Source organism: Kingella pumchi (assembly GCF_022288825.1).
In the GTDB taxonomy this organism is placed as follows: Bacteria; Pseudomonadota; Gammaproteobacteria; order Burkholderiales; family Neisseriaceae; genus Kingella_D; species Kingella_D pumchi.
The window spans coordinates 15,305-36,959 of record NZ_JAKOOW010000033.1 but is presented as its reverse complement, the minus strand read 5'-3'; the positions used below and the strand labels follow the sequence as shown (position 1 = coordinate 36,959).

The following is a 21,655-nucleotide window of genomic DNA, read 5'->3' as shown; positions in this document are numbered from 1 at the left end:
AAGCGGCGCTTTTGCTATATGATGCGCGGCTTTATCCGCCACAGCAGCCTGAAAAATGGATACGCACCAAGACGACGAATGGGTCAGCAAGACCGCCAAGAAAAAACAGATGAACGAGTTGCAGGATTTGGGCATGGAGCTGACCCGTCTTTCTGCCGACACCCTGAAAAAAATCGGCCTGCCGGAAGAATTGGCCGAGGCGGTGCGCGAATACCGCAAAATCACGTCCAACGGCGCTTTGAAGCGGCAGAGCCAGTTTATCGGCCGCCTGATGCGCGACATCGACCCCGCCCCCATCCGCGCCTTTTTATCGGCACTCAAAGGCGAAAACCAGGCGCATAACGCCTTTTTGCAGCGGGTCGAACAGGCGCGTAGCCGTCTCTTGGCAGACGATAACGCGCTCACCGCCTTTATCGCCGAGCACCCGGCAGCCGACGCCGGCGTGCTGCGCACCCTGATCCGCAACACGCGCAAAGAGCAGGAGCAGGCCAAGCCGCCGAAAAACTTCCGCGCGCTGTATCAGGAACTGAAACGGCTGATGCAGCCTGAAAGCGCCGTCGAAGCCGAAAATGACGACCAAGAGTCCTAATCAAGAGTTTCAGGCTGCCTGAAAACCGTTTTGCCGTTTTTTCCTTTTCAGGCTGCCTGACAGCCATGCCGCGCAATGTGAAAACACGTTAAAATGCGCCCCTTTCCCCTTATCCCCTTTTCCGCACCGCCATGTTCCATCTGATCGAAAAATACCGCAAACCTTCCCAGTTTCTGCTCGGCTGCATCGCCCTATCGTTTGTCGGCTTCAGCGCCGTCAGCCTGACCAGCCTGGGCAGCGGCAACTACATCGTCCAAATCGGCGAGAAGACCATCACCCGCGAAGATCTCGACCGCGCCCTGCACAACACCCGCAACAGCGGCGGCAGCGGCAGCCGCGAAGAAGTGTTCCAAGCGCTGCTCAACCAGGCCTATCTGCTCGAAGGCGCGAAAAAAATGGGCGTGGCGGTTTCCGACGAACAAATCAAGCAGATGATTGTGGACGATCCCAACTTCCACGACCAAAACGGCGACTTCAGCCCGCAAATCTTCCGCAACTTCCTGCAAAGCAACCGCATGAGCGAAGAGCAGTACACCGACCGCCTGCGCGACCAGTATCTGACTTTCGCCCTGCAGAAAATCTTTGCCAACGGCAGCATTCCCGATACCCAGGTGGCGCAGTTTGCCCGCAGCGTTGCCGCCGCGCGCACCATCCGTCTGGCGGTGGCCGACGAAAACGCCTTTGCCGATAAAGTTATGGTAAACGACGCCGAACTGCAGAAATTCTACCGCGCCAACCAAAAAGCCTACCGCCAGCAGCAGGCGGTGAAATACCAGTATCTGCTGCTGTCGCCGAAAATACTGGCCGAGCGCGAAAACGTGAGCGATGCCGAAATCGACGAAATCTTCAAGCAGCAGCAGGACAAACTCAAGCCCACCCGCCGCGTCAGCATGATTATGGTGCCGATTCCGGTAAAAGGCGGTGATGCCGCCAAAGCCGCCGCCCGCGCCGAAGCCGAAGCCGCGGCACAAGCCGCCAAAGCCGCGCCCGAGCAGTTTGCCGCCATCGCCCAGCGCTTCTCCAAAGACGGCAGCGCCGCCAAAGGCGGCGACATCGGCGACATCAGCCAAAACGGCACGCTGGAAAAACCGCTGGAAGACGCAGTTTTCGCGCTAAACAAAGGCGAAGTCAGCGCCCTGATCGAAGGCAGCTTCGGCTACTACGTCTTCCAAGTGAACGACATCCTCGACAACTCGCCCGCTGCCGTCAAACAGCGCATCGCCCAAGACTTGAAAGAGAAAAAAGCCGTCCAGTCGCTGAAAAAACTGCGCGAAGACTTGGGCGACTATGTGATCAACAACAGCAGCGAGCTTGAAAGCGCCGCCAAAAAATTCGGCGTGCCGCTGCAAAGCGGCGGCGACTGGCTGACCCGCGCCGGCGCCGCCGAGCAAAAGCTGCCTGAAGCGGTAATCGAAGCGCTGTTTGGCAGCGACGTTTTCGACAAAAAACACAATTCCGACCCGATTAGCGCCGCCGACGGCTCGGTATGGGTGCTGCGCGCCAGCGAAACCCGCCCCGAAGCGCAGCTTTCATTCGAGCAGGCCAAAGAGCAGGTGAAGGCCGACTACATCCGCTCGGAAAGCCGCCGCCTGGCCACCGAGCACAACAAAAAACTGCTCGCCGAGCTGCAGGCCGGCAAACAGCCCGCGCTCAACTGGACCAACCCGCAGCCGGTGATGCCCGAGCAGCTGCGCGGCATGATGCCGCCGGCCGACTATCTGGCGATTATGAAAGCCCAGCCCAAAGACGGCAAACCCGCCTACGCCCTGCTGCAGGGCACCGGCATGCCGCAGCTGGTCGAAGTGCAGTCGCTCTCCGAAGTCAAACCCAATGCCGAAGAGAGCGCCGCCATCAAAGAGCAGCTGGCGGTTATCCAAGGCAACACCCTGATTGAAGCCTATCTGCAGAAGCTGCGGCAGGAAATTCCCGCCAAGCAGGGCAGACAAAAGCTCGAAGACCAATAAGCCCCTTTTCAGGCTGCCTGACATCCCCAGGCAGCCTGAAACGCGAAAACAGGCCGTCCACGCCCTTGCAGGCAGCCTGAAAGCGCAGCTTCAACGAAGTTAAAACCCAACCCGCCACACAAGGAACACCCCCACCATGCAAATCATCCGCACCATCGAAGAAATCCGCCAATGGCGGCGCAGCCACGACAGCGTCGCCTTCGTGCCCACCATGGGTAACCTTCATGCCGGCCATCTGGCGCTGGTGGCGCAGGCCAAGCAGGCTGAGCGCCACACCGTGGTCAGCATCTTCGTCAACCGCCTGCAGTTCGGCCAGGGCGAAGACTTCGGCCGCTACCCGCGCACCCTTGAAGCCGACGCCGAAAAACTGCGCGCAGCCGGCGTCGATGCGCTGTTCGTCCCCGACGAAGCCGAACTCTACCCGCGCGTTGCCCAGCAGTACCAGGTCGAGCCGCCCAATCTGCAAAACGAATTGTGCGGCGCCTTCCGCCCCGGCCACTTTCGCGGCGTCGCCACCGTCGTGTGCAAACTCTTCAACATCGTCCAGCCCGACACCGCCTGCTTCGGCAAAAAAGACTACCAGCAGCTGGTGGTCATACAAGGCATGGTCGATGATCTCAACATCCCCGTGCGCATTATTCCCGTCGATACCGGCCGCGCCACCGACGGCCTCGCCCTCTCCAGCCGCAACCAATACCTCAAGCCCGAAGAGCGCGCCGAAGCGCCGCAGCTCTACCGCAGCCTGCAGGCCGTGGCCGACACCGTGCGCGGCGGCAGCCGCGACTACGCCGCCCTTGAAGAGCAGGCTCGCCGCGGCCTGGCTTCGCGCGGCTGGCAGGTGGACTACATCGAAATCCGCGCCGCCGGCAGCCTGAACACCGCCCGCGTCGGCGACAAACAGCTGGTCGTCCTCGGCGCCGCCCGCCTCGGCGGCACCCGCCTGATCGACAATATCGAATTCAGTCTCGAAGACTAAACCGCCGGCCTAAAGGCAGCCTGAAAGCGTTTTGGCCTTTTCAGGCTGCATCAAACTTTCAGGCTGCCTGAAAGCCGTTTTTAGCGCATCCCATCCCCACTACCGTCATTCCCGCGCAGGCGGGAATCTTGTTGGTGTGCAGCAATGCCTGCCAGCAAGGTAGGCTGGGTCTAGACCCAGCATTCCAGCAATGCGGCTTGTTACGTCGCGCGCCAACAAGCCAAGCAAAAAGCAGCCTGAAAACCGTATCCGCGTTTTCAGGCTGCTTTTATGCAAAACCGACTTTCAGGCTGCCTAGCCCCTATTTTCCAGCGTATCGAGAAAACGGCGGCCAAAGCCGGTCAGCACGCTGCAGTCGTCGCGGATGGCCAGCGCGCGGATGCGGCGGTTGTCGTACAGCATCAGCGCCAGCAGCGCGATCATGGCGCCGCCGAAACCGAGCGACATCAGCAGCGGAATCTTGCTTTCCGCCAACAGCAGCAGCAAAACCGCCGCCAGCGCCAGCGCCGCCATCACCCCGATGCGGCGGCGCCGGCAGCGGCGGCACACCGGCACAAACAGCCGCCGTTTGCGCTGCAGCCAGATTTGCGCGGCGGTAAACAGCAGCGCCAAAACAATCAAAACCGGCGCTTTCCACTCGTCCAGCCACGCAAACAGTACCGGCGCAAAAATAAAAAACAGCACCACCGCCGCGGCCGACAGCAAGAGCGCCGCCGGCGGCGTCCAATACAGATTCACGTTTTTGCCTTCTTCCGCCGCAGTCTCAGCCGCGCAACGGATGCAGCGGCAGGGCAACGCGCTGCCGGCAGCGAGCCAGACTTTGCCGCCGCGCCGCCAGCAGCCCTGCGCCGGCTCGTCGCTGGCGGGGGTTTGGTAGGGATTAAAGTCGTTCATGCCCATCTTCCCAAGGCAGCCTGAAAACTATTTCTGCCAATAAGTCTTTACATTAACAAACTCATACAGCCCGAACTCGGACAGCTCGCGGCCGAAGCCGGAATCTTTCACGCCGCCGAAGGGCAGGCGCAAATCGCTGCTGGTGTGGCGGTTGACGAACACGCTGCCTACTTCAAGCCGCGCGGCCATGCGCTCGGCCAGATCGGTATCGGCGGTAAAGATGCTGGCGCCCAGGCCGTAGGGCGTGCTGTTGGCGGCGGCCACGGCGGCTTCGGCATCGGCCACGCGGATAATGCCCAGCGCGGGGCCGAACACTTCTTCGCGCCACATCCGGCATTGCGGGTTGAGCCGGTCGATAAGGGTGGCGGGGTAGAACCAGCCCGGCGTTGTTTCCGACTGCGGCGGCAGCACGCCGCCCGCCAGCAGCTCGGCGCCGTGCGCCAGCGCGTCCTGCACCTGCGCGTGCACGCGCTCGCGCAAATCGGCGCGGTGCAGCGGCGCGAGCGTGGTTTCAGGCTGCATCGGGTCGCCGCTTTTTAGTTTGGCGCATTCGGCCAGCAGCAGCGGGATAAACTCGTCGGCTACGCTGTCGCAGACAATCAGGCGCTTGGCGGCGTTGCACGACTGGCCGGCGTCGCGGAAACGCGAATGGCAGGCTTCGGCGGCGGCGGCGGCCAGATCGGCATCGGGCAGGACGATAAAGGCGTTGCTGCCGCCGAGTTCCAACACGCATTTTTTCAGGTGTTTGCCCGCCAGCGCGGCCAAATGGCGGCCGGTATCGGTGGAGCCGGTAAAGGCCAGCGCATCGCACGCAGCCAGCGCGGCTTCGGTGTTTTCGTGCGCCAGCCACGCCGGCTGCAAGGGCAGACCGTCTGCCAGCTCAAACAGCGCCGCGCTCACCCGCGCCACGCTGGGGGCGGGTTTGACCAGACAGGCATTGCCCGCGCACAGGGCGGGCACGGCAAAACGCAGCACCTGCCACACCGGATAGTTCCACGGCATCACCGCCAGCACCACGCCCAGCGGCGCAAAGGAAACGCCGCTGATGCTGGCCTGGGTAGCGATGGTTTTGCCGGCGAGAAACTGCGGCGCGAGCTTGGCGTAATAGCGGATCAGCGCCAGCGATTTGTCGATTTCGGCTTCGCACTCGCGTAGGCAGCGGCCGACTTCTTCGCACACCATCGCCGCCAAACGGCTTTTATTGGCGGCCAGCCGCTCGGCAAAAGCCGCCAGCTGCGCGGTGCGCTCGGTGATTTTTAGCGCGGCAAATTCGCGCTGGCGCGCTTTGAGCGCGGCAATCTGGCGCGCGGTGTGTTCGGGCGTGTCGGCGGCTCGGGTGTAAAGGACGTCGCCGCTAACGGTGTGGATGCTGGTAAACATGGTTTCAGGCTGCCTGAAAGGATTAACGGGTATGGAGCCAGTCGGCGGCGGACGCGGCGGGATCGGATGCGGCAGCAGCTGCCGGTGCCGCGGCGGATGCGGCGTTTTCAGGCTGCCTTACGGCAGACGCAGCCGGCGGCGGGGCAAAGCTGCCGCCATCTGCCGGCGGCCGGTAAAACATACCGAAACCGATCAGGCTGAACATCATCAGCGAAAAACCGCCGAGCATCAGGCGGGTAAACAGCATTTTTTTCGCCGGCGTTTTCTTCGCCAGCAAGGCGGCAATCAGGCCGATCAGCCCGATCGAGCCGACAATCAGTCCCAGCAGTACCAAAACGGTAAAAAATTTGTCCATAGTGTTTGTCCGATGCGGTTGGCAAAGGCGGCAGATGGTAGGCAAAAGCGCCGCCCGCCGCAAGATTCAGGCAGCCTGAAAGCCGTTTTACGGTTTTCAGGCTGCCTTAGTATAGTGAAACAAAATAGGAAAGATACAAGGCAGCAAGCCGCAGGCAGTACAGGTAGTACGGCAAGGCACAGCAACGCCATAGATTTTCTATTTTGTTTCACTATTTGATGGCATTTGTCCTGCGGGGCGGTTCCTTGGGAAAGTTTGTATCCGCATGGGAAAAGCACAGAAAATTTTTGGGCTTATTGTCCGAACGGATAGGCTTTCGGCAGGAGATAGCGGCCTTTTGCCGCATTGTAACGGGCGACATACCGCACGGTTTTGATATTTTTCTTCAAACCCGCCCTGCTGCTTACCGTAATCAGCAGCGGATAGCGGCCTGCCGCTGCCTTGCCGTGTTTCTGCACGCGCATCGTGCCGTGCGCGTAAGCTGCGCCCCGCATACATTTTTCAAACCCAGCTGCCGGTTTGCTTTCCTCTGTTTCGCAATGTGCCGCCCATTCTTCCGTATCGCTTAAATTGCCAATCCGCTGTTCGCTGATTTTGCTGCCGCTGTCGTGATACACCAGCACCAGCGAACCGGAGCGGTAGCCTTGCGCCGTTTCGCTTTCTTCGGCAACAAAACCCCATTTGTCTTTGCCGAACTGCTCAAACCGCCAATGTTGCGGCGCATCGCCGAACGTGCCCGTATAAATTTCCGGCTTCGCCGCCAGCAGCCGCCAGCCGCCCGATTCTTTTTTGAAGACAAACAGGCCGGCCATGCCTTTGTCCGGATGGTTTCTGCTTGGTTGCTGGCTGTCTGCATACAGTGTCCTGCCTGTAAACAGCAGATAGAGCTGTTTGCCCTGTGCCGTGTGCCGCGTTTTTGCCTGTGCCTGCTTCATGCAGTGATACACGCCGGTTTCCCGGTTGTACGCCTTGCGGTTGAAACGGCAGTGTGCCTTATCGGCGTATTGCGGGTAATACTGCGCCACGATTTGATCAGGTGTTTGGGCGCGAAGTGTTCCGCAGGCAAGCAGTACGGCTGCCATGGGTATCATTTTTTTCATATCGGGCTTCTCCAAGGGTATGCCGTTTTGCTGCTTTATCATCAGGCAGCCTGAAAGGTAAAAAAACCGTTTTCAGGCTGCCTATTCGGCAACGCAATATTCCACTTCGTGCGCTTCGTCGTAGCTGGGAATTTCCAGTTTGCCGAGCAGGCGGCGGATAACGGCTTCGGGAACGCTGTGTTCGCGCTGTTTGTTTTGGCGCAACAGCTGCGGCCAGGGCACTTCCAGATAGACGATGTGGATGCGGGCGCGGTAGTCGGCAAAGAGTGCCGTCCATTTGCCGCGCAGCTCGCGGGTGAGGTTGGTGGCGTTGAACACGAAGTCTTGGCGATCGCGCAGGTATTGGCGGGCTTGCTCTTTGGCGAGTTGGATAACGCGGCCGGCGGCTTTTTTGTCGGCGGGGTCTATGCGGTGGGCGCGGCGGATGTCGTCGAGCGAGAGTACGGGCAGCTTGGGGAAGCGTTGGGCGATGTGGGTGTCTTTGCCGCTGCCAGGCAGGGCGCTCATCATGTAAACGGTGCAGGCGAAGTCGTCGTAGGGGTGGTAGTCGGGGCTGCTTTCGGGGTGATTGAGATAATGGTAACGCGCGTGGCAGCCTGAAAAGGGGTAGGACGCGCCCCAGCTTTGGTTTTCTTCGCACAGGGCTTGGAACAGGGCGATGCGTTCCAGCAGCTCGGCGGTGTCAGGGCAGATGCGTCCGAGGGCGTCGGCTTTGGCGAGGATGGCGAGCCATTGGGTGTTCACTTGCAGGGCGGCGGCGATGGCGGCGTGTTCGGGCTGGGGTTTGTCGATTGCCCACAGCGGCAGCCCGTGCCAGCGCACCAGTTTGGCGACGGCTTCGCGCACGGCGAAGGGGGCGGCGAGGTCGCAATAGAGAATTTGGCGGGCGGTGTGCTCGCCTTTTTTGGCGTGGCGCGGGGAGATGATTCGGGTTTTGCCGTCGCGCTCTTCGGTGACGGTGGTGCTGCGTTTTTCTACGTCGTGCAACAGGGCGGCGGCAAACAGGATGTGCTGCGCCTGTTCGTCCAGTTCCTGATATTCGGGCAGCCTGAAAAGCTCGGCAGCAACCATTTTGGTGTGGGTCAGCACGTCGCCTTCGCCGTGCCATTCGGCATCTTGCGGCACGGCGGCCATGTCGGCGAGCCAGTCAAAACGGGCGGTGAGTGCGTCCCAGTCGGGGGCGCGGTTGGGGGTGAAATGGGGGAATTGCCACATGGCATGCGTCCTTAGGGGATGATTGGTTTTGGTGGTGGAGTGGGCAGCCTGAAAAGGGTTTGGCGTTTTGTTTTTGCCCAAATTAGGCTTTCAGGCTGCCTTTATTTGCTTTGGTATTGGTAGCCGTGCCAGCCGTATTGGTCGTAATCAATCAGCGTGGCGGGCTGCCAAGTTTTGGTCCAATGCACATCGGTTTTAACGTGTTTGGCGCGCACCAGTTTGAACAGGTTGTCAAATTCGTTGGGCTGCACGGGCAAATCACCGTTGTTGGTGGCAAAGCCGTCGCGGTTGCGGATAACCAAGCCTTCGCAGCAGGGAGAGTTGGTTTGCGGGTCGTAGCCGCCGAGTGCGCCGCCGGTTTCCACATAATCCAGCCAGCTCATGCCGAGATTGGCGGTGAGCCAGTCGGCAAGTTGGCGGTTTTCGTCAATGCCGTTGCGGTACATGTCGCGCAGCGGCTGGGTAATCGGCAGCTCGGGCACGGTGGGGAAGTCAAACAGGGCGGCGTAGAATTTGACTTCGTCCCAGCCGAGCCAGCGCTCGCCCTGGCGCACGGCGAATAGATAGAAATAGGATTCCAGGCGGCGGTAGGCGATGGAGTGGATGCCGTAGAGGTTTTCGCCGAAGAGTTCCAAATCGCCCAAATCGTCTTTGATGCGCTGCCAGCGGTCAATCAGCGGTTTGTCCCACGGATGCTGGGTGGGCGCAGCGTGCGAGCGGGCGAAAACGCCGTGGCGGTTGAAGCAGTTGTTTTGCCCGTCGAGTTTTTCGGTGAGCACCAGTGCGTCTTTTTGGGCGAAGGCGGCAAGGTAGCCTGCGGGCATAAAGCGGTCGTCGGAGGTGGTGCCGAGACTGATGGGGGCGTGCAGGCTGCGGCTGTATTTGGTGGATGGGGTCATGGTTTTGGGGGCTTTTTTTGGGATGGTTGGAGCAGCCTGAAAAGGGCGGCGTAGTGGTTTTGATGTTTTAGCTTCGCAATTCCGCTACGCTTTTCAGGCTGCCTTTGGACTGGGATAAGGCAGCCTGAAAGTGGAAAACAACGTTTAAATCAGTTTCTGCAGTTTCATTTCGTTTTTCAGATAGGCGTAGTACACCGGGGCGATGATGATGCCGCCGATGCCGAAGATGCGCTCACACACCACCATGGCAATCAGCAATTCCCATGCGGTCGATTCGATTTCGGCGCCAATGATTTTGGCGTTGAGAAAATACTCCAGCTTGTGCACCACCACTAAAAACACCAGTGAAGCGAGCGCCACATACAGCGAGACGCCCAGGCTCAGGGTGATGATGACGGCGTTGGAAATCAGATTGCCGGCCACCGGTATCAGGCCGACGATAAAGGCGATAAAGAGCACGGTGAGCCGAAACGGCAGCTCCACGCCGAAAAGCGGCAGCAGCAGATAGAGATAAAGGGCGGTAACGGCGGTATCGATCAGCGAGATTTTCACCTGCGCCAGAAACACGCGCTCGAAGCTGCTTTGGAAGCTGGCGATGCGCCGGATCAGCTCGGCTTTAAACGGCGGCATCTGCACGCGGGTGTGGCGGGTGGCCAGGCGGTGGAAGCTGAGCATGGCGCCGACAATCACGCCGATCAGGATATAGACGAAGGAAGTCAGGCTGTTTTTGCTGATGCGGGTCAGGGTGTCGCCGTATTCGCGAACCAGCGCGGCGGCGGCGGTTTTGATTTCCGCCAGGTTGGCCGGCAGCATATTGAGCAGGGCGGGCGGCAGCTCTTTGCTGTTTTTGGTGTCGGCGATAATCGCCGCCAGCTTGCCGATCATGGTGTTGATGTGGCCGCCGTGGATCAGGTGGTAGATGCCCAACGCCATCAGGAAAATCGCCAGCAGCACCAGGCCGATGGTGAGCACGGTCGAAACCAGATTGATGTTGCGCGCGTTGAGCGAGCGGTGCATGCGCGTGTGGCGCGGCAGCAGGCGGCGGCGCAGCCAGAAAATCAGGCGGTTGGTTTTGCTGATAAAGACATAAGTCAGAATCACCGACAGCAATAGCGGCAGAAAATGAAAATACAGCACGCCGATCAGCACGGCGGCCATCAGGATATAGCTGCTGTTGCGCAGGGCGGGGGAAACGGGGGCTTTGGCGCTCATGTGTGTTCTTTATTAAAAACTCAAAAAATCGGATGTTTGTTGTTTTCAGGCTGCCTTGATGATCAGGCAGCCTGAAAGTTTGGCGGCGGCAGGCAGGCACCCTATTCCACCCACTGCACCACTTCGGCGGCGGCGCGGCGGGTTTTGGCGCGCGGCTCGGCGGCGCGGTAGCCGAAAGCGGCCATCAGCGCGGTGCGGTGTTCGGCCGGATCAAGCAGGCCGTTGTCTGCCAGCAGCTGATCGACGGCGGCCTGGTCGAAGCCTTCGACCGCAGTCGAATCGATGCCGATCAGCGCGGCGGCGGTCATCATATTGGCCAGCGCGATATAGCTTTGCTTGGCTGTCCAGTCGTTAAAGGCGCGGGGCGTTTCGTTGAGCCGAAAATCGTGTTCGGCAAAATGGCTGAACTTGGCTTCGCGCTGCTCAACTACATCCGCGGCAATCGCGTGCACTTCGCTCCACATCCGGTGGCGGTAGCCGGCGCGGGTGGCATCGGCGGTGCGGGCAAGCAGGATCATGAAATGGCTGCAGTCGAGCTTTTCCGCCGCGCCCCAAGCCAGCGGCGCCAGCGCGCGGCGCAGCTCGGGATTCTGTATCACCAGAAAACGCCACGGCTCCAGCCCGAACGAGCTGGGCGACAGGCGTGCGGTTTCGAGAATAAAGTCAAAATCTTCGCGGCTGATTTTTTTGTCCGGGTCATAACGCTTGCAGGCATGGCGGAAATGAAAGGCGTCAAGGACAGTCTGTTTGTCGGCAAACACGGCATCGCTCCTGTAATCGCGTGGTGGAAAACGGCGGCATTATAAACCGCCGCACCAACCGAAAGGCAGCCTGAAAGCGCAGGCGGCGTTTAGCCCGCGCGGCTTTGCCCCAAGGCAGCGGCAGCCTGAAAGGCAAAAAGCGCCGCAAATGCAGCCGGCGCGTTTGATTCCGATGGCCCTATCGGCTAAAATGCCGCGTTTTTTCGTTTAGAACCCCAAGGAAATAAAACCATGAAAACCGCACAAGAACTGCGCGCCGGCAACGTATTTATGATCGGCAGCGACCCGATGGTCGTCCAGAAAACCGAATACATCAAAGGCGGCCGCTCTTCGGCCAAAGTGAGCATGAAGCTGAAAAACCTGCTCACCGGCGCCAACAGCGAAACCATCGTCAAAGCCGACGACAAATTCGACGTAGTCGTGCTCTCGCGCAAAAACTGCACCTACAGCTACTTCGCCGACCCGATGTATGTGTTTATGGACGAAGAGTTCAACCAATACGAAGTTGAAGCCGACAACATCGGCGATGCGCTCAAATTCATCACCGACGGCATGGAAGACGTGTGCGAAGTAACCTTCTACGAAGGCAACCCGATTTCCGTCGAGCTGCCCACCATCATCGTGCGCGAAGTCGAATACACCGAGCCGGCCGTTAAAGGCGACACTTCGGGCAAAGTGATGAAAACCGCGCGCCTCGTGGGCGGCACCGAAATCCAAGTGATGTCCTACATCGAAAACGGCGACAAAGTGGAAATCGACACCCGCACCGGCGAATTCCGCAAACGCGCCTAAGCTGGCATCATCAAAAAGCAGCCTGAAAACCGTGATACGCGGTTTTCAGGCTGCTTTTTTTCATTGCCAAAGGATGCGGCGGAGATTTTGCCCCCCCGCCGCACCCGCCTATCCGCCCTGCCCCGCCGGCGGCAGGCAGCCTGAAAAGCGCGGCGTTCAGGCTTTCACCACCAGCGTCCGTGCCAGCAAATCCTGCATGGTGCGGCGCCGGTTGCTGCGGAAAAACAGCATCAGCAGGCAGATCAGCAGGGCAATCGTGCCGACGGGCGATTCCGTTTTACCATTGGCCATTTCCATTTCCCACGGCAGCAGCGCACCAATGACCCACACAATCAGATAGTAGGCGCAAAAGCGCAGCAGAAAATGGCGCACAAAGCCTGCGGTTTCACCATCGGTGGTAATCACGCGGATGCGCATCTGTTTTTTGCCCAAGGTCTGCCCGTCGCGCGACATCAGCACAACCTGGTACACCAGCAGCCCCAAACAAATCAGGACGCCAACCACTATAACGCCGCCAACCAGCAGATTGCGGCTCTCTTCCGTATCCAGAGACCATGACGATGCCGCCAAACCGAGACCGAAAGCCAGCATCACAAACACCACTATCGGAAAAATAAGAACCAGCAGCCAATCGATAAGCGCTGCCGCAATCCGCTGCCACGGCGTTGCCAGCTCTACTGCGTAATCATCGTCAAAATGCTCTTCAACCACGGTGGATTGGTAGGCCTGACGAAAATCATTCATGTTTCAATTCCTTATCTGTTTGCTTGGTAAAACGGGTTGTTTTTTCTTTTGCTGCCGCGTTTTCAGGCTGCTTTGCGCTGCTGCGGCACAGGCAGCCTGAAAACCGCATTTATCAAAACGGTTTATTGTCCGGGCTCGGGAGTGGGCGTATCCCCGCCCTGCCCTGCACCCAGCGCCGCAGTCAAGCCGTTAATATCGCCGCCGTTTAAGCCCAGCTCTTTGAGCAAACCGTCCACCAGCGGGGCTTGGGCGCGGTAGCGCAGGGCGCTGTTGACCATTTGGTCGGAGAGTGCGGGGCTGGTGGATGCGCTTTGGCCGTCGGCTGTGCTGCCGGCCGCGCCGCCCAGGCCGCTGACTTGCAGGATTTTGATGTCGTCGATGTTTTCCATCGGTTTGACCGATTCGCGGATGATGTCGGGCAGGTGTTTTAACAGCGCGAGGCGGATTTGCATGGCAACCTGGTCGGCGCTTAACACATTGGCCGCTTCGTTTACCGCGCGTTTTCCCTCTGCATCAACCTTGTACTGCTGCTCCTGTGCCTGCGCCAGCAGCACTTTGGCATCGGCTTCGCCCTTGGCTTTCAGGCGGGACTGCTCGGCTTCGGCTTCGGCAGCGATGCGCAGCGCTTCGGCTTTGTCCTGCGCGGCTTGTTTTTCGGCTTCGGCGGCCACGGTTACGGCGATGGCCTCGCGCTGGGCGGTTTCGGCGGCGGCAATCAGTTCCACCGCTTTGGCACGCTCGGCGCGCTCGGTTTCGCGCACGGTAATCACGCTTTCTTCTTCGCGCACGGCGGCGGCGCGGGCTTTGTCGGCTTCAGCTTTGGCTTCCGATTCGGCGCGGGATTTTTCGGCGACGGCAATCGCTCTGTCCTGCTCGGCCAACTCGATGGCTTTGCGCCGCTCGACTTCGGCCTGCTCTACGGCCTGCGCCTTGCGGATGTCTTCGTTTTTCACATCGCGCTCGGCGGCGATGCGCTTCAGATCGACTTCGCGCTCGGCGGCGATTTTCGCTTCTTCGGCCTCGCGTTTTTTCGCCGCTTCCTGCTCGGCGATACCCGCTTCCTGTTCGGCGCGGCGCACGGCGATTTCGCGCTCTTGTTCCAATTTGGCGTACTCTTCTTCGCGGGCGATTTTCAAACGCTGCTGTTCGGCTTCGAGATTTTTGGTTTTAATCGCCAGATCGGTTTCCTGCTCGATGTCGTTGCGTTTTTTGCGCCGCGATTCGATGGTTTCGGTGAGCTTGGTCAAACCCTCGGCGTCGAAGGCATTTTGCGGGTTGAAGAAGCGGAAATCGGTCTGATCCAGGCCGGTAAGCGATACGGCTTCCAGTTCCAAACCGTTTTTGTACAAATCCTCGCTCACTGCCTGCTGCACTTTCTGCACGAAATCAACACGTTTTTCGTGCAGCTCTTCCATCGCCATTTCGGCGGCCACGGCGCGCAGGCTGTCGACAAACTTGCCCTCCACCAAGTCTTTGAGCTTTTCCGGCGACATGGTTTTCATGCCCAAAGTCTGCGCCGCGGTGGCAATGCTCTCGGCGGTGGGCTTCACGCGCACGTAAAACTCCGCCGCCACATCCACGCGCATGCGGTCTTTGGTAATCAGCGCCTGCTCTTCGGCGCGGCGCACTTCCAGCTTCAGCGTGTTCATATTGACCGGAATCACCTCGTGCAGCACCGGCAGCACAATCGCGCCGCCGTTCACAATCACCTTCTCGCCGCCGAAACCGGTGCGCACAAAGGACACTTCCTTGCTGGCGCGGCGGTACAGGCGGGTGAGGATGAGGCCGAGTACGAACAGCGCGACGAGTATGACGCCGGCGATGATGCCGATGGAAACTAAGTTCATGGGTTTTCCTTTCTTGGAGAAGGTTTTTTTCAGACGGCTTCCTGCTGCCTGAAACAGGTTTGGAGAAAATCAAACAAATACAGTGGATTCAAATAGAAATACCTGCATCGTCATTCCCGCGCAAGTGGGAATCCAGACTTCGGGATTCCAAGGAAATATTCAAAGATTGCCACAATTCTAAACCTCTGGATTCCCACCTGCACAGGAATGACGGTATGGGTATTTTTATCTGGATTTACATTAAGGCGGCCTATATTTTCAGACGGCCTAAGGACGGCTGAAACGCAGTTCGCGGGCAAACAGGCTGCGGCGTACATAGACCGTTTCGCCGTCGGGCGTTTCAAAACTGCCTTCGCACCAACTGCCGTCAAAATCGCGATGACTTTCGGGCAGGCGGACGGCAAGCTGCCGCGGGCGGCTATAGCGTCCGCAGCGTCCTTCAACGGTCATTTCCACCGCCACACGCTCGAACGGTTTACCCCACAGGCTGGCCGCGCCCGACAGCGAAGCCAACGACCACACGCACAACGCGCCTATGGCCAGCCAGAACAGGGCGGTTTTGCCCCCCGTGGTTAAAAAAACCCTGATGCGGCCGATTGCCGTTTGCCGCAGATAATGGTTGGACGGCAGGCCGAATACGGTTTCTCCGACCAGCACCTTGCGGCTCATCCAGGCCAAAGGCAGCAGCCATGCGGCGGTCAGCGCGGCGGCGGCCTGCCAGGCAAGGGGCGACAAGAGCATGTTGCCGAATATTTGCCGCACGCACGCCAACAGCACCGTTGCCGACACCAGCCCTATCAGTATCCACCAGCCGCGCCTTTTTCTTTTGTCCAAATTGTCGAACAACTCCATAAAGCCGTTTTGCATCGCAACCGACATTTCCCTGCCCCGATCTACCGCGCCCAACTCTGCAATCAAAGCAGCGGTATTGCGGCACAAGGAGGTGGAAAAGCGGCGGCTGTGTCCGTCGGGCGAGATGGTGCGAAAAGAGAAGATGCGGCGCCGCCTATCGCACAGATAATCGAACCGCCAATCGGTCGGACAGCGGAAACGCGTGCGGCCGAATGCACCGTACAGCACCAATTCCCCGCCGCCGATGGAGGCAAAACGGCGGCAGGTCAAGCCGAACCACCAGCCTTCCGAGCGTTTCAGGCCGTAGAGCAAAAACACACACCGCCGCTTTTGCCGCCCAATCGTGCACCGTCGGCAAAAATCCGCTGACGGCAAGGAAAACCAACAATGCGATAAAGACCAATAGCAGCCCCGTTACCAAAGGCATAAACAGCGTGCCCCAAAAAGAGGTGGCAAATACCGTTTGTCTGCCTTCGCGCCGCACTCCTGCCTGCGGTTGCCTGCCGAGGCCGGCCCAAGATACCGAATCGAATCGCTGTCTGTTGCGGTTTTGGCGGTAGCGCGATTTTTTACGTTGTTTGCCCATTATTGTTTGCCTTTTGTTTTTCAGACGGCCTTTTCGGATGGTTCGATATATTCCAGCAGCGGCAGCCCCGTGGCACGGCTGATTTGTTTAGCCGTTTTCTCCGCCGTCTGCCGGTTGTCGCGCAGCAGCAAATCTGCCTCCAGCAGCCGCACATCTTTGCCGCCTTCTTTGCCCGCCAGCCAGATTTCGTTCAAGCCCACACCCAATCCGCTGTATTTCACGCGGCTGTAAATGCCGCAAAACCCCGATAGCGCATAGCGTTTTTCAGGCAGCCACTTGAAACCGTGCAGGCGGTATACGGTCAGTACGTCTTCCTGCACGCTGTAGCGTACCTTGCGCAGTGTATGCCAATGGTACGCCAGCCGCCATGCGGCAAACAGCAGCGCCGCCAGCCAGAACAGCCGCCAGCCGAACCCGCCCCCGCTCCACACCATCAGCAGTGCAAACAGCAAAAACGGGATGCGCGAGAGCAAAGTGCCGAGCGAATACACGGCAAATTCCGCTCTGTCCAAGAGCTTCGGCGCAGCGCGTTCCAGCAGCTTCGGCTGCAGTTCATGTTCCGCCTGCCTTGCCGCCGCCAGCGCGGCTTTGATTTCTGAGGGCTGCCGCCAAGCAGTTTGTGTTTGCGCCGTTTTCCGGCAGCGACACGCACGAAACACCCCGCGCACTTCCGACACCGCCACCGCCAACAACCCGAGCGCCAGCAGCCCCGCGCCGAAATACAGCGGCTTGGGCAGGCCGCCGCTTTGCCAATCCGCCGCCAAACGCAGCAGCCAGACCGCCAGCCAAGTCCACAACCCGGCTGCTGCCAGATTCACCGCCTGCCGCCACGCAGGCAGCGTTTTCGCTTGCAAGGGCTGCAACTGTGCCGGATTGGCCGCCGTCTCCTCCGCCGCACGGATTATTGTGTTGATTACCGGCCGTTTGGCCAAATCCGTTGCCTGCGCGATATGGTTCTGAATTCTGTCTAATTCGTTCAGCGAACCCTTATGCGGCAGGAAATTTTCCTCCAGCACCAAATCGTTCCGCCCATCCGCCGATTCCAGCCACAAGCGCCCGTAGTAGCCGCGGTAATCGTCCCGCACCTTCTCCGCCGCCACCGCCGCAAACATCGAAAGCGGATACTCCCACTGCGCCTGCCAACCCCAACGCCAGCGCCCTTGCAACAGCACGCCGCGTTCTGTGTCCAACCGCAGAAAGTCCCGCGCCGTGAACATGCGCCAATACAGGAAACCAACCAGCGCCGCACCGCCAAAAAACAGCAGCACCATGGCCAAACGAAGCGCCGTATCCACCCCGTCGCCGGAAATATCCGACAGAGTATCCAGCCCGATAATAAGCAGCAGCAATACCCCTGCGCAGACCACACCGATTTCCAGCATCAAATCCTTAGATGTAGCCGGATACAGCATCACGATTTTGCTTTTATTCTGTTGCATGGCTTCCTCTTTATATTACGGCAGGCTACCTGAAAATGTGGGGTATCGGTTTTTAGCACTGCAGAAATTCGGCTGCTATTTTCAGCTAGCCTTAATCCACCAAACTCCCGCTCGGATTCAAAATCGCCTTAAACGTGTTCCCCTCCAGCGACACCAAAAGCACCGCCTCGCCCTGCTTCAGCACGCCTTCGCCGTCGGGCTCGGCCATCACATAATGCGTTTGGCCGAAGCCGTCTTTCACGCGCACTTGGGCAGGGCTGCCGGTGCGGGCTTGGCCGATCACAATCACGCCGACGCGGCCGATTAGCGTGTCTTGCGACACGGCGGTGGTTTCGTCTTTGGGCAGGATTTTGTACAGGCCGCCGGCAGTGGCGCGCACCAGCGGCAGCGAAAGAAACCATACGGCGACGGCAGCCAGCGTGCCGTTCAAATACGCGCCGAACACGGCGGCAAAGGCCGTCTGAAACACATAGCCCACCAGCCCGTACACGGCGAGAAACACCACCAAGAGCATCAACACCGGCACTTTGCCGACATACAGCCAGCTTAAAAACCGCACCACCACGCCGTCGGCCGCGTCCAGCCCCACTTCGGCGTGGGCGCTGTCGGCCAGGCTGTCGGGCAGCAGGTTGTCCAGCCACTCGCTCGCGCCGCCCAACAGCATCGACAACACTTCCAACACGCCCAACAGCAGCATCAGCGCCAGGGCAATGCCGAAGATTTGGTTTTCAGGGGCGGTAATCAGATTCCACATCGGCGGTTTCCTTTATGGGTTTAAGACGGCCTTGGGTTTTTCAGGCAGTCTGAAAGCGGCTTCGTGTGTTTGTCGGATTCAAGAATCCGACCTACGTCTGCTCAATCGCCGCTCACATTCAACACCGGCGCGGCGTTTTCTTCGGAAAGCAGCACGGTCATCATATTGGTTACCAGCTTGGCTTTTTCGCTGTCGCTCATTTTCACGATATCGCGCTGCTCGAGCTGGCGGACGGTGCCTTCCACCATGCCGATGGCGCCGCGCACCAGCGCGTAGCGGGCGGCGATTACCGCTTCGGCCTGCTGTTTGCGCAACATGGCTTGGGCGATTTCGGGCGCGTAGGCCAGGTGGGTGAAACGGGCTTCGTCGATGCTGATGCCCGCGCGCTCGACGCGCTCCTGCACCATGTCGCGGAACTGCTCGAGAATATGCTCGGAATGGCGGGTCAGGCTTTCGGTATCTTCGGCGGCGTAGGGGTGGTGGGTGGCCAGCGCGCGCAGGGCGGACTCGCTCTGCACCTGCATAAAATCGTGGACGTTTTCCACATCGAGCACGGCGGCGGCGGGGTTGCTGATGTGGTAAACGATGGCGGCGGCGATTTCAATCGGCGTACCGGCGGCGTCGTTCACTTTCAGCGTCGGGGTAACGTAGTTGCCCGAGCGCAGGGAAACGCTTTGGGTTTGGTAAATCAGCGGAATAATCCAGAAAAACCCGCTCTCGGACAAAATGCCGGAATAACGGCCGAAACAGGTGCTCACCAGCGCGGTGTTGGGCTGGACGATACGAAAGCCGCTGGCGGCCAGCACAATAAAGACAAACAGCGGCGCGGCCAGCACGCCGACGGTGGAAAACAGCGCCATGGCAATCAGCACGGCGGCACCGGCCAGCATGGCGGCGGCGAGCCAGCCGTTGAGATAGAACATATTGTGTCTGCTACTGGTTTGGTTCATGACGGGGTCTCCTTGATAAATGGCGGAACGGGGTTTCAGGCTGCTTTCAGGCTGCCTGAACGGGGCAGGTTTCAGTTTCAGACGGCCTTCGGATTTGCGTAGGTCGGATTCTCGAATCCGACGTTTTCCCACAGGGAAAAATCCGCGCTGCCGGTTTTAACTTTGCTGAAGCCTGTGGTTTTCAGACGGCCTTTGGGTTATTTCAGGCAGCCTGAAAGCCGCTTCGGGTGTTTGTCGGATTCAAGAATCCGGCCTACGGAACTGACGCGAATCAGTGTTTTTCCAATTCTTCCCGGCACATGGCGGCGTTTTCGCGGCCGTTGTCGGTATTAAGCTGCTGCTGCGCCGCTGCCATCAGGCGGCAGCCTTTTTGCGGATCGGCGGGCACACCGCGCCCTTCGGCATAGGCCACGCCCAGATTGTTCTGCGCCTTGGCATGCCCCTGCGCGGCGGCTTTTTCGTACCACGGCACCGCCAAATCCCAGCGGTTTTGCCGCATATAGTGGCCGCCTGCCTGATACTGCGCTTCGGCTTCGCCCGCTTCGGCACGGCGGATAATTTCCGCAGGCGGCGGCTCGGCTTCGGACTTGGCAAACAATTTGCCAAACGGCGCGGCATTCTGCCAACCGCCGCGCTCATCGGCCTGCTGCACCAGCCACACCAGCGCGGTGGCGGCGGCCAGCACAACCATCATCGCCAGCAGCGGCGCGGTCAGAGCATTGTCGTTGTTGCGTTTCATCGCGTCGTTTCTTTCTTCAGACGGCCTTCGGATTTGCGTAGGTCGGATTCTCGAATCCGACGTTTTCCCGCAGGGAAAAATCCGCGCTGCCGGTTTTAACTTTGCTGAAGCCTGTGGTTTTCAGACGGCCTTTCGGCCTTTCAGGCTGCCCTAGCGCGCCAGCAGTTGGCGGATGCGCTGTTGCAGGCGTTCGCGCTGCTCGGGGCGGCCGTCGGGCAGAATCTGCGCCCAGTCGGCGTGTGCGGGGTCGATGCGCCCACCAAAGCCGCCGAAGCCGTGCATTGTCAGACTGCGCTTTTTCCAATCCAGCGTAAAAACGGCAAGGGCGCGGCCGGCAGTCAGAACGCTGTTGATGCGCTTGAGCATCCACAGGGCAAACATTCCCATCGACACCGCCATCAGCAAAAACGGCAGCGCGTTGGCGGCTTTGAACGTGCCGTCGCTGTGAAAAAACAAATCGGGCAGCATCCGGTGCAGAAACAGAACCGACAGCGGCACGGTAAAACACGAAGCAAACATGCCGAAACGCAGGATGTTCACCGATTTTCGATCGGCATCGCTTAGGGAAACGGTTTTACGCCAAGTCAGCGGACGGCTGCCGTTTTGCGCGGCGGCCTGCAGTTCGGCAAGCGGGGTTTCGGGCTGGGACATGGTTTTCTTTCCAATAATCGGGGCGGGGTTTTCTTTTCAGGCAGCTTGGGGTCTTTCAGGCTGCCTGAAAGCTCTGTATTTCGTCATTCCCGCGCAGGCGGGAATCTTTTTTCAGCTTGGGTGATGGCGTTTTTTTCTGCCGTTTGCCGAAGCACGCAAAAGATTCCCGCCTGCGCGGGAATGACGGCAGTTTTATTTTCAGACGGCCTTTGCCAAGCAGCCTGAAAGGCCGTCTGAAAGCCGCTTCGTGCGCTTGTCGGATTCAAGAATCCAACCTACCGCACTCACTTCTGCGCCTTCAAAGCCGCCAGCCGTTCGGCGATGCGGTTACTGCGGCTCAGGTCTTCCAATTCTTTCAACTTAGCCAGCTGCGCCGCGTCGCTGCCGCTGTGTACGGCGTTTTGTCTGCCCATCACGCGGTCGAAGGCGTTGCCGCTTTTTTCGGCGTTGCGGGCGATGCGCTCCAGGCCGCTGCCGCCTGCGCCGCCGCCCGCTGCCGCGTTTTGCTGCGCGGCGCGCCAGTCTTGCAGCTGCTGCTGCATTTCGCGTTTTTTCGCCTGCAACGCGGCGATAAAGCCTTCGAGTTCTTTTTCTTGCGCGGCGCAGTCGGCGATGGTGTTTTCGAGCACCGGCAAACGCGCTTCGATGTCCATCTGCTCGGCGATGCCGCTTTCGGCCAAATCGTCGCGCGCGGCGGACACGGCGGCGCGGATTTGGTCGGACAGCGCTTCGTGGCGGTTGCTCTCGTCGGCCATTTTCTTGGCGGCCAGATGCTTTTGCGCCAACACTTTGCCCAACTCGGCACGCACTTCGTCAACCGCACGCTCGATTTCGCGGATGCTCTCGTTCATTACCGCCTCGGGCGCAAGGTTTTCGGCAGCGTCAATCAGTGCGTGGAAGCCGCCGCTCACCAGGCGGCCGACGCGGCGGGACAGGGTTTCGCTCATTTTGTTTCC

At 59.5% G+C, this 21,655-nt stretch carries 21 protein-coding genes; 4 read left to right on the top strand and 17 right to left on the bottom strand.

Going from position 1 to position 21,655, the window contains the following annotated elements; all coding sequences use genetic code 11:
* The first annotated feature begins 55 nt into the window (after positions 1–55).
* The 3 genes from yjgA to panC all read left to right on the top strand — a co-directional run bounded on the left by yjgA (position 56) and on the right by panC (position 3,529).
* Positions 56–589: a ribosome biogenesis factor YjgA gene (gene yjgA / locus MB824_RS09035; protein ID WP_238748157.1), complete on the top strand. Its 534-nt coding sequence runs from the start codon at positions 56–58 to the stop codon at positions 587–589.
* Positions 590–720: 131 nt separating this feature from the next.
* Complete coding sequence (locus tag MB824_RS09030; RefSeq protein ID WP_238748156.1) at positions 721–2,553, top strand: SurA N-terminal domain-containing protein; 1,833 nt, start codon at positions 721–723, stop codon at positions 2,551–2,553.
* A gap of 136 nt (positions 2,554–2,689) precedes the next feature.
* Positions 2,690–3,529, top strand: a complete 840-nt coding sequence (panC, locus tag MB824_RS09025) for a pantoate--beta-alanine ligase (RefSeq protein WP_238748154.1) — start codon at positions 2,690–2,692, stop codon at positions 3,527–3,529.
* A gap of 294 nt (positions 3,530–3,823) precedes the next feature.
* Here panC and MB824_RS09020 read toward each other — a convergent pair whose 3' ends face one another.
* From MB824_RS09020 to MB824_RS08985, 8 genes are all read right to left on the bottom strand, one after another.
* A complete protein-coding gene (locus tag MB824_RS09020) occupies positions 3,824–4,423 on the bottom strand; it encodes a hypothetical protein (RefSeq protein WP_238748152.1) in 600 nt (199 codons plus the stop codon).
* Positions 4,424–4,450: 27 nt separating this feature from the next.
* Positions 4,451–5,803: an aldehyde dehydrogenase family protein gene (locus MB824_RS09015; protein WP_238748150.1), complete on the bottom strand. Its 1,353-nt coding sequence runs from the start codon at positions 5,801–5,803 to the stop codon at positions 4,451–4,453.
* Positions 5,804–5,825: 22 nt separating this feature from the next.
* Complete coding sequence (locus MB824_RS09010) at positions 5,826–6,158, bottom strand: hypothetical protein (RefSeq protein WP_238748149.1); 333 nt, start codon at positions 6,156–6,158, stop codon at positions 5,826–5,828.
* Between the two features lie 293 nt (positions 6,159–6,451).
* Entirely contained in the window at positions 6,452–7,240 is a 789-nt protein-coding gene (locus MB824_RS09005; RefSeq protein ID WP_238748148.1) for a hypothetical protein, read from the bottom strand.
* Positions 7,241–7,339: 99 nt separating this feature from the next.
* Positions 7,340–8,473 carry an AAA family ATPase gene (locus tag MB824_RS09000; protein ID WP_238748147.1) on the bottom strand — a complete coding sequence of 378 codons (1,134 nt, stop codon included), beginning with the start codon at positions 8,471–8,473 and terminating at the stop codon, positions 7,340–7,342.
* Positions 8,474–8,574: 101 nt separating this feature from the next.
* Complete coding sequence (locus tag MB824_RS08995; protein ID WP_238748146.1) at positions 8,575–9,372, bottom strand: RNA ligase family protein; 798 nt, start codon at positions 9,370–9,372, stop codon at positions 8,575–8,577.
* A gap of 144 nt (positions 9,373–9,516) precedes the next feature.
* Positions 9,517–10,584: an AI-2E family transporter gene (locus MB824_RS08990; RefSeq protein ID WP_238748145.1), complete on the bottom strand. Its 1,068-nt coding sequence runs from the start codon at positions 10,582–10,584 to the stop codon at positions 9,517–9,519.
* Positions 10,585–10,685: 101 nt separating this feature from the next.
* A complete protein-coding gene (locus tag MB824_RS08985; protein ID WP_238748144.1) occupies positions 10,686–11,345 on the bottom strand; it encodes an NAD(P)H-dependent oxidoreductase in 660 nt (219 codons plus the stop codon).
* A 231-nt stretch (positions 11,346–11,576) separates the two neighbouring features.
* Between MB824_RS08985 and efp the strand changes: the two genes are divergently transcribed.
* Positions 11,577–12,137 (top strand): elongation factor P, encoded by a 561-nt coding sequence (gene efp, locus MB824_RS08980; RefSeq protein ID WP_238748143.1) that lies wholly within the window; start codon positions 11,577–11,579, stop codon positions 12,135–12,137.
* A 156-nt stretch (positions 12,138–12,293) separates the two neighbouring features.
* Here the strand turns inward: efp and MB824_RS08975 are convergent, their stop codons facing one another.
* From MB824_RS08975 to MB824_RS08935, 9 genes are all read right to left on the bottom strand, one after another.
* On the bottom strand, positions 12,294–12,881 hold the full coding sequence (locus MB824_RS08975) for an RDD family protein (RefSeq protein WP_238748142.1): 588 nt from the start codon (positions 12,879–12,881) through the stop codon (positions 12,294–12,296).
* A 122-nt stretch (positions 12,882–13,003) separates the two neighbouring features.
* Positions 13,004–14,728 carry a flotillin family protein gene (locus tag MB824_RS08970; RefSeq protein WP_238748141.1) on the bottom strand — a complete coding sequence of 575 codons (1,725 nt, stop codon included), beginning with the start codon at positions 14,726–14,728 and terminating at the stop codon, positions 13,004–13,006.
* Between the two features lie 267 nt (positions 14,729–14,995).
* On the bottom strand, positions 14,996–15,898 hold the full coding sequence (locus MB824_RS08965) for a hypothetical protein (protein ID WP_238748140.1): 903 nt from the start codon (positions 15,896–15,898) through the stop codon (positions 14,996–14,998).
* A 288-nt stretch (positions 15,899–16,186) separates the two neighbouring features.
* On the bottom strand, positions 16,187–17,605 hold the full coding sequence (locus tag MB824_RS08960) for a hypothetical protein (protein ID WP_238748139.1): 1,419 nt from the start codon (positions 17,603–17,605) through the stop codon (positions 16,187–16,189).
* A 91-nt stretch (positions 17,606–17,696) separates the two neighbouring features.
* Positions 17,697–18,359: a YqiJ family protein gene (locus MB824_RS08955; protein WP_238748138.1), complete on the bottom strand. Its 663-nt coding sequence runs from the start codon at positions 18,357–18,359 to the stop codon at positions 17,697–17,699.
* A 101-nt stretch (positions 18,360–18,460) separates the two neighbouring features.
* Complete coding sequence (locus tag MB824_RS08950) at positions 18,461–19,309, bottom strand: SPFH domain-containing protein (protein ID WP_238748137.1); 849 nt, start codon at positions 19,307–19,309, stop codon at positions 18,461–18,463.
* Between the two features lie 271 nt (positions 19,310–19,580).
* A complete protein-coding gene (locus tag MB824_RS11665; protein WP_305067915.1) occupies positions 19,581–20,048 on the bottom strand; it encodes a tetratricopeptide repeat protein in 468 nt (155 codons plus the stop codon).
* A 150-nt stretch (positions 20,049–20,198) separates the two neighbouring features.
* Positions 20,199–20,699: a hypothetical protein gene (locus tag MB824_RS08940; protein WP_238748136.1), complete on the bottom strand. Its 501-nt coding sequence runs from the start codon at positions 20,697–20,699 to the stop codon at positions 20,199–20,201.
* A gap of 284 nt (positions 20,700–20,983) precedes the next feature.
* Complete coding sequence (locus tag MB824_RS08935; RefSeq protein WP_238748135.1) at positions 20,984–21,646, bottom strand: PspA/IM30 family protein; 663 nt, start codon at positions 21,644–21,646, stop codon at positions 20,984–20,986.
* Between the last annotated feature and the right edge of the window lie 9 nt (positions 21,647–21,655).

Bases quoted from the DNA above. Each gene is read 5' to 3' on its own strand.
- MB824_RS08960 (WP_238748139.1), bottom strand. From the start codon at position 17,605: ATGCAACAGAATAAAAGCAAAATCGTGATGCTGTATCCGGCTACATCT.
- MB824_RS09010 (WP_238748149.1), bottom strand. From the start codon at position 6,158: ATGGACAAATTTTTTACCGTTTTGGTACTGCTGGGACTGATTGTCGGC.
- MB824_RS09000 (WP_238748147.1), bottom strand. From the start codon at position 8,473: ATGTGGCAATTCCCCCATTTCACCCCCAACCGCGCCCCCGACTGGGAC.
- MB824_RS08975 (WP_238748142.1), bottom strand. From the start codon at position 12,881: ATGAATGATTTTCGTCAGGCCTACCAATCCACCGTGGTTGAAGAGCAT.
- MB824_RS08970 (WP_238748141.1), bottom strand. From the start codon at position 14,728: ATGAACTTAGTTTCCATCGGCATCATCGCCGGCGTCATACTCGTCGCG.
- MB824_RS09020 (WP_238748152.1), bottom strand. From the start codon at position 4,423: ATGAACGACTTTAATCCCTACCAAACCCCCGCCAGCGACGAGCCGGCG.
- MB824_RS08935 (WP_238748135.1), bottom strand. From the start codon at position 21,646: ATGAGCGAAACCCTGTCCCGCCGCGTCGGCCGCCTGGTGAGCGGCGGC.
- panC (WP_238748154.1), top strand. From the start codon at position 2,690: ATGCAAATCATCCGCACCATCGAAGAAATCCGCCAATGGCGGCGCAGC.
- MB824_RS09015 (WP_238748150.1), bottom strand. From the start codon at position 5,803: ATGTTTACCAGCATCCACACCGTTAGCGGCGACGTCCTTTACACCCGA.
- MB824_RS09030 (WP_238748156.1), top strand. From the start codon at position 721: ATGTTCCATCTGATCGAAAAATACCGCAAACCTTCCCAGTTTCTGCTC.
- MB824_RS09005 (WP_238748148.1), bottom strand. From the start codon at position 7,240: ATGGCAGCCGTACTGCTTGCCTGCGGAACACTTCGCGCCCAAACACCT.
- yjgA (WP_238748157.1), top strand. From the start codon at position 56: ATGGATACGCACCAAGACGACGAATGGGTCAGCAAGACCGCCAAGAAA.
- MB824_RS08955 (WP_238748138.1), bottom strand. From the start codon at position 18,359: ATGTGGAATCTGATTACCGCCCCTGAAAACCAAATCTTCGGCATTGCC.
- MB824_RS08950 (WP_238748137.1), bottom strand. From the start codon at position 19,309: ATGAACCAAACCAGTAGCAGACACAATATGTTCTATCTCAACGGCTGG.
- MB824_RS08940 (WP_238748136.1), bottom strand. From the start codon at position 20,699: ATGTCCCAGCCCGAAACCCCGCTTGCCGAACTGCAGGCCGCCGCGCAA.
- MB824_RS08990 (WP_238748145.1), bottom strand. From the start codon at position 10,584: ATGAGCGCCAAAGCCCCCGTTTCCCCCGCCCTGCGCAACAGCAGCTAT.
- MB824_RS11665 (WP_305067915.1), bottom strand. From the start codon at position 20,048: ATGAAACGCAACAACGACAATGCTCTGACCGCGCCGCTGCTGGCGATG.
- MB824_RS08995 (WP_238748146.1), bottom strand. From the start codon at position 9,372: ATGACCCCATCCACCAAATACAGCCGCAGCCTGCACGCCCCCATCAGT.
- efp (WP_238748143.1), top strand. From the start codon at position 11,577: ATGAAAACCGCACAAGAACTGCGCGCCGGCAACGTATTTATGATCGGC.